This is a genomic window from Burkholderia sp. Bp9090 (assembly GCF_003857985.1).
In the GTDB taxonomy this organism is placed as follows: Bacteria; Pseudomonadota; Gammaproteobacteria; order Burkholderiales; family Burkholderiaceae; genus Burkholderia.
The window spans coordinates 134,054-140,765 of sequence record NZ_QTPV01000015.1 but is presented as its reverse complement, the minus strand read 5'-3'; the positions used below and the strand labels follow the sequence as shown (position 1 = coordinate 140,765).

General features: G+C 69.6%; 7 protein-coding genes and 1 pseudogene. 5 read left to right on the top strand and 3 right to left on the bottom strand.

The annotated features are described in order from the left end of the window. Positions 1–146: 146 nt before the first annotated feature. From DIE16_RS16680 to DIE16_RS16660, 5 genes and pseudogenes are all read left to right on the top strand, one after another. Positions 147–686: pseudogene (locus DIE16_RS16680) on the top strand (ABC transporter permease); the annotation flags it as partial. A 1-nt stretch (position 687) separates the two neighbouring features. Further along, positions 688–1,602: an ABC transporter ATP-binding protein gene (locus DIE16_RS16675; protein ID WP_124646307.1), complete on the top strand. Its 915-nt coding sequence runs from the start codon at positions 688–690 to the stop codon at positions 1,600–1,602. Continuing rightward, the gene (locus tag DIE16_RS16670; protein ID WP_124520696.1) at positions 1,599–2,360 is read left to right on the top strand and encodes an ABC transporter ATP-binding protein; all 762 of its coding nucleotides are present in this window, start codon (positions 1,599–1,601) and stop codon (positions 2,358–2,360) included. The genes DIE16_RS16675 and DIE16_RS16670 overlap by 4 nt, the downstream gene beginning before the upstream one ends. A 145-nt stretch (positions 2,361–2,505) precedes the next feature. After that, positions 2,506–2,760: a GlsB/YeaQ/YmgE family stress response membrane protein gene (locus DIE16_RS16665; RefSeq protein ID WP_124488210.1), complete on the top strand. Its 255-nt coding sequence runs from the start codon at positions 2,506–2,508 to the stop codon at positions 2,758–2,760. Between the two features lie 364 nt (positions 2,761–3,124). Continuing rightward, positions 3,125–3,460: a type 1 fimbrial protein gene (locus DIE16_RS16660; RefSeq protein ID WP_124488121.1), complete on the top strand. Its 336-nt coding sequence runs from the start codon at positions 3,125–3,127 to the stop codon at positions 3,458–3,460. 31 nt (positions 3,461–3,491) lie between these two features. Here the strand turns inward: DIE16_RS16660 and DIE16_RS16655 are convergent, their stop codons facing one another. The 3 genes from DIE16_RS16655 to DIE16_RS16645 all read right to left on the bottom strand — a co-directional run bounded on the left by DIE16_RS16655 (position 3,492) and on the right by DIE16_RS16645 (position 6,502). Next, a complete protein-coding gene (locus DIE16_RS16655; protein WP_044843239.1) occupies positions 3,492–4,364 on the bottom strand; it encodes a LysR substrate-binding domain-containing protein in 873 nt (290 codons plus the stop codon). A 221-nt stretch (positions 4,365–4,585) separates the two neighbouring features. Beyond that, positions 4,586–5,476 (bottom strand): class A beta-lactamase, encoded by an 891-nt coding sequence (gene bla, locus DIE16_RS16650; RefSeq protein ID WP_124488122.1) that lies wholly within the window; start codon positions 5,474–5,476, stop codon positions 4,586–4,588. A gap of 189 nt (positions 5,477–5,665) precedes the next feature. Continuing rightward, positions 5,666–6,502, bottom strand: a complete 837-nt coding sequence (locus DIE16_RS16645; protein ID WP_124488123.1) for a peptidoglycan DD-metalloendopeptidase family protein — start codon at positions 6,500–6,502, stop codon at positions 5,666–5,668. Positions 6,503–6,712 lie beyond the last annotated feature (210 nt).

The window sequence follows — 6,712 nt, the reverse complement described above, 5'->3', positions numbered from 1 at the left end:
GCCTGGGGGGGGGCGGGCCCGTCCCTCCAACCCCCCCCCTCCCGCCGCGGGGCGGGGGGGGGGGGGGGGGTTTTTCCCCGCCCACCCCCGCCCGCGGGGGGGGGGGGGGGGCGGCGCGGGCCCCGCCCCCCCCCCCCCCCCCCCCCACGGCCGGCTATTGCGGCGGTTTCGTCGACAGCGTGCTGATGCGCATTACCGACATCGCCCTCGCGTTCCCGAAGATCGTGCTCGCGCTCGCGTTCGCGGCCGCGCTCGGGCCCGGCGTGATCAACGCGGTCGTCGCGATCTCGATCACCGCGTGGCCCGCCTATGCGCGGCTCGCGCGCGCGGAGACGATCCGCATCGCGCAGGCCGACTACATCCACGCGGCGCGCCTGCAGGGCGCATCGGGCCCGCGGATCCTGCTACGCTACATCGTGCCGCTGTGCATGTCGTCGGTGATCGTGCGCGCGACGCTCGACATGGCCGGCATCATCCTGACCGTCGCGGGCCTCGGCTTCCTCGGCCTCGGCGCGCAGCCGCCGAGCCCCGAATGGGGCTTCATGGTCGCGTCCGGCCGCAACGTGCTGCTCGACGCGTGGTGGGTCGCGACGCTGCCCGGCGCGGCGATCCTGCTCGTCAGCCTCGCGTTCAACCTGCTCGGCGACGGGCTGCGCGACGTCTTCGATCCGCGTCATGGAGCGTGACATGTCACTGAATTCCGTCAACGCCGCCGCGCCGCTCTGCGAGATCGACGGCCTGAAGATCGGGTTTCGCGGACACGACGGCGTCGTGTCCGACGCGGTGCGCGACCTGTCGCTGACGCTCGCGCCCGGCGAACGGCTCGGCATCGTCGGCGAATCGGGCTCCGGCAAATCGCTGACGGGCCGCGCGCTGCTCGGCCTGCTGCCCGAAGCCGCGCGCTGGTCGGCCCGCACGATGCGCTTCGCGGGCCACGATCTGCTCGCGATGTCGGCGAGCGAACGCCGGCGCCTGTGCGGCAGCCAGATGGGGATGATCCTGCAGGATCCGAAGTATTCGCTGAACCCGGTGATGACCGTCGCGAAGCAGATGGGCGAAGCATTCCGGCTGCATGAGCCGGGGCTGCGCGGCCGCGCGCTGCGCGAACGGATCGTCGATGCGCTCGCGGCCGTGCAGATCCGCGATCCGGCGCGCGTCGCCGATGCGTATCCGCACGAGCTGTCGGGCGGCATGGGCCAGCGCGTGATGATCGCGATGATGGTGTCGACCGGCCCGCGCCTGTTGATTGCCGACGAACCGACCTCCGCGCTCGACGTCGCGGTATCGATGCAGGTGCTCGCGGTGCTCGACGCGATGATCGCGCGGCACGGCACGGGGCTGATGTTCATCAGCCACGACCTGCCGCTCGTGATGTCGTTCTGCGATCGCGTCGCGGTGATGTATGCGGGCCGCGTCGTCGAAACCTGCGCCGCGCGCGACCTGCGCAATGCCACGCATCCCTACACACGCGGGCTGCTCGCGGCGAACCCGCCGCTCGCGAACCCGCCCGACGAACTGCCGGTGCTGCGGCGCGATCCGGCGTGGCTCGATACGGTTTCGCCTGCAAGCGCTGCGACGGCACAACAGGAGTCCGCACCATGATCGACGTCGATCACGCCTCGATCCGTTTTCCGACCCGCACGGGCCATGTCGACGCCGTGCGCGATGCGAGCTTCGCGGTGCGCGACGGCGAAGTGTTCGGGCTCGTCGGCGAATCGGGCTCCGGCAAGTCGACACTGCTGCGTGCGCTGACCGGCCTCGTGCCGCTCGCGGGCGGCAGCCTGTCGATCGACGGCCGGCCCGTCGGCGGCACGCCCGACCGCGCATTCCGCCGCCACGTGCAGATGGTGTTCCAGGATCCGTACGCGTCGCTGCATCCGCGCTTCACGGTCGACCAGACGCTGCGCGAGCCGCTGTCGATCCACGGGATCGACGACGCCGACGCGCGCATCGCCCGCGCGCTGTCCGAAGTCGGGCTCGGCCCGGCGTTCCGCTTCCGCTATCCGCACCAGCTGTCGGGCGGCCAGCGCCAGCGTGTCGCGATCGCGCGTGCGCTGATCGTCGAGCCGCGCGTGCTGCTGCTCGACGAGCCGACCTCCGCGCTCGACGTGTCGGTGCAGGCGGAGATCCTGAACCTGCTGCGCCGCCTGCATCGCGAACGCAACCTGACGATGATCCTCGTCAGCCACAACCTCGCGGTGATCGGCTTCCTGTGCCAGCGCGTCGCGGTGATGCAGCATGGCGAGATCGTCGAACAGCTGCGGATCGAGGACGTGCGCGCCGGGCAGGTGGCACGCGACTACACGCGCACGCTGCTGCGCGCGACAGAAGGGTACCGCCGGCTCGATCCGGTCGCCTGACATGTGCGCGACGCGCGGGCGTGCGATACTCGGCACCCCGTGCGTCGGTGCGCCAGTGCGCCGACGCGCCGCCGAATGGAACCCTCGCGCGCCGCGCGGGTCCATGTCCTTTCGTCAACAGCTCAACAGCTATAGGGAGGCGTTCATGCTGCAATTCATCGAAACCCTGGTGGTCGGGCTCATCGTCGGCCTCCTCGCCCGTGCGCTCAAGCCCGGCGACGACAAGATGGGTATCCTGATGACCATCGTGCTCGGCATCGTCGGCTCGCTCGTCGCGGGCTACATCGGCCGCGCTGCCGGCTGGTATGCGCCGGGCCAGGGCGCGGGCTGGATCGCGTCGATCATCGGCGCGATCGTGCTGCTCGTGATCGTCGGCGCGGTGCGCAAGCGCGCGGGCTGACCGCCGCATCGCCCGCGTCGGTGCACAACGGCCGCTCGTTCACACGAGCGGCCGTTTTTCTTTTTGCACACCTCAATTCGCGCCCGCCTCGAATCGTTGAATCCTCAACGATTTACCGGCAAATGCCGCATCCATTGACGCCCCTTCCGCAAGCTTATGCCACCGGCAATACCCTGACTTGCGGCCGCACAAATTTGAGATAAATTGATTGAAGGAATACGGCGTCATTTGCTTATTGCCGTTATTTCCGTCTTTTCATTCAAGAGGTCCGATGGATTTGCCGTTTACGCATACAGCACCGCAGCGTTGACGGACTGCCATTCGAGCGGCCCCGCTGCGACGCGCTTCCTCTCTGGAGCCTGTCATGAAGCATCGCCTGTTTGCCGCCTCGTTTGCCCTGGCTGCCGCGCTTCTGGCCTCGTCCTCGTCATATGCCGCCGGCGCGTCCGGCATCATCCACTTCACCGGCATGATCGTCGAGCCGCCGTGCTCGTTCGCGCTCGACACCGCCGACACCGCGCACGCCCACGTGCGCGCCGACTGCCCGCGTCCGGCGACCGGACAGGTCGCGTTCGTCGACGCGGCCAGCCTGCGCACGATCAAGACCACGACCTTTACGCAGGCGTCGCGCGCAATCGTTTTACCGGACCGTCCGGGCAACGCGCATGCGCCGATGATCGCCGTCGTCACCTATCAGTAAGCAACTCGCGCCGCCGGCGTCGCGTGGCGCGTCAGTCGCGATGGCTGGCGATCCAGTCGCTGAACGCGCGAATCTTCTGCTGGCTGCCGATGCTCTCGGGATAGACGAAGAAATAGCGGGCGCCGGTCTCGAGCACGATGTCGAACGGCCGTTCGAGCCGGCGTGCGCTGACGTCGTCGTCGACGAGCGTCACGTCGCCGATCGCGACGCCGAAGCCCTGCATCGCCGCGTTCGTCGCGAGATCGAGCGTGTCGAAGGTCGGGCCGCGCTCCGCGTCGACGGCACGCTCGCCCGCGTAATCGAGCCACGCGCGCCAGTCGCGATGGTCGCGCGTCGGATGCAGCAGCGTATGGCGCGCGAGATCACCAACCGCATCGAGCGGCGTCGCGTGCCGCAGCTCGGGTGCGCACACCGGCGTCAGCCGCTCGTCGAACAGCGGCAGCGCGAACACGCCCGCGCCCGGCGACGTGCCATAGACGACCGCCGCATCGAACGGCTCGGCCGAGAAATCGACGACGTGCTGCCACGCGGTCGTGATCTGCACGTGGAGATCGGGATGCTCGCCCTGGAAGCGCATGATGCGCGGCAGCATCCAGCGCATCACGCAGGTCGGCACCTTCAGCGCGAGATCGGTGCGCTGCCGCGTGAGCTTCATCGAGATGTCCTCGATCCGCGCGAAGCTCTCGTTGACGACCGGCAGCAATTGCTCGCCCTCCGCCGTCAGCGTGAGGCCCTTCGCGTGCCGCTTGAACAACGGAAAGCCGTAGTGCGCTTCGAGTGTCAGGATCTGCCGGCTCACCGCGCCCTGCGTGAGGCACAGCTGCTCGGCCGCGCGCGTGAAGCTGCGGTGGCGAGCCACGGTCGAGAAGATCTGCAGCGCGTGCAGGGGCGGAAGTCGGCGCATGACGAAGCGGGTAAGGCGGGTAAACGGACCGCGGATCGCGGATCGACCGCGCTGAACGACGGCGCGGCAGGACCGCGCGTCGACATCGGCGCGCGCTGATCGACACGATAAGCCAAACGCGGGCTTTACGCGAGGTGCGCCGGGCGCTCAGGTCGTAGGAACTAGCGCGCCCGCCGCGATGCGTGACGCCGACGCGACGACGTCCGCGCGTGCCGCCGCGCTCAGGCGGTGGGAACGAGCGCACCCGCCGCGATACGCGCCGCCGACGCGACGACGTCCGCGCGTGCCGCCGCGTCGGCACGCGGCTGCGTGAACGACACGGCCAGCACGATCGGCGCGCGCGATGGCGGCCACAGCACCGCGACGTCGGTCGTCGTGCCGTAGCCGCCGGTGCCGGTTTTGCCGGCACTGCGCCAGCCGGGCGGCACGCCGGCCGCGATTCCGGTCGCGCCGCCGGTCATCCATTCGGTGAGCTGCGCACGCTGCGGCTCGCGCAGCGTGTCGCCGAGCAGCAGCCGCTGCAGCATGTCGACCATCGCGACCGGCGTCGACGTATCGCGCTCGTCGCCGGGCGCGGCCTGGTTCAGTTCGGGTTCCCAGCGGTCGAGCCGGAACGCGGTGTCGCCGCTTTCATGCGCGAACGACGTGACGGCCTGCGGACCGCCGAGCACGCCCATCAACAGGTTCCCCGCGCCCTTGTCGCCCGACTGCAGCAGCGCGGTGCAGAGCTGCGCGATCGTCATCCCCGTATCCACATGGCTTTCCGTCACCGGCGACCCGGCCACGACCTCGTAGCGGCGGTACAGGATGCGGCGCGGCAGCAGCGATGCGTCGAGCGAACCGCGAGCGAGTATCGCGGCGGCGGCGACGACCGCGTAGGTGCCGCACAGCGGGAAGCGCTCGCGCGCGTGATGCGCGATGCGCGTGCCGTTCGACGTATCGAGTGCGGCGACGCCGAGCCGGCCGTTCGACGCTTTTTCGAGCGCGGCGAGTTCGGCCTGGGCGACGTGGGCGCGCCCCTGGTCGGCGACGGGTGCCGACGAGCAGGCGGCGACGAACGGCGCGGCGACGGCGGCGAGCAACAGCGAGCGGCGTGTCGGAGAGTGTTCCATGGATGAAGGCTGTTCGGTCGGAAACGGTGGCACGGAGCAACGCACGCGCGCATCGGCGATGCGCGCGTGTTCACGCCGACGGCCGGCTCGCGACGGCATTCGCCGCGCATCCCCGAAGACGTCCGTCGGCCCCGCATGCGGCGGGACTCACATGAACAGACCCTAGCGTAGCAGCGCGCGCCGCTCGCGTCAGCCTTGCGACGAAGGCAGGTACGGCATCGGATTGACGGGCTTGCCGTCACGCCGCACCTCGAACAGCAGCGCGACACGCGAGTTGTCGAGGTCGCCCATCTCGGCGATCTCGTCGCCCTGGCGCACGATGTCGCCGGTCTTCACGAGCAGCTTGCGGTTGTGCGCATAGGCCGTGAGGAAATCGGCGTTGTGCTGGACGATGATCAAAGTGCCGTAATCGTTCAGGCCGGTGCCCGCGTACATCACGCGGCCGTCGGCGGCCGCACGAACCGGGTCGCCCGGCCGGCCGGCGATCTGGATGCCGCGGTTCTGCCCCGGCTTGAATGCGTCGACGATCTTGCCCTGCGCGGGCCATCTGAGCGCCACCGCGCCCGCATGGCGCCGGGTCTCCTTCACGACCTGCCGGTCGCTCGCCGTCGATGCGCTCGCCTGCGCGGCGCCCGCCGCATTGCTCGCGGCGGCCGGTGCGGCCGCCTGCGCGCTGGCCGACGCGCCCGGCGCCTGCAGCGGCTGCTGCCGGACGATGCGCAGCACCTGCCCCATGCGCAGCCTGCCGCGCCCGTCGAGCTTGTTCCAGGTCCGCAGGTCGGCGACGCTGCAGTCGTTGGCGGACGCGATGCCCGACAGCGTGTCGCCGCGTTTCACCACGTACTTCTGCGCGACGAGAATGGGCGCCGGCGGCGCCGCCGGCGCGGCGGCGGGCTGGCCCGACGTCGAGCCCGCCAGCGTATCGCTCGGCGGGACGGACGGCGTACTGGCGCAACCGGCCATGACGAGCACCGCGGCCAAGCCGGACAGCCACGCCGACTTGCGGCAAATCTCGCGCTGTTTCATGGACGATCGACTCCGGTTTGACAATCTTTCAAGCATCTCAAAAACGGAACGGCCGACGTGTAACCGGATGCAAACAATGATGACAAACGATCACGAACCGGGTGCCGGCAAACACTTGTTACCGGGAATACGGTCGGATTCGGAAAAACTTGACGGTATTGGACGGGCGATTCGGAAGAAATTTCGCGATGCACCGATTATTTCGAACGG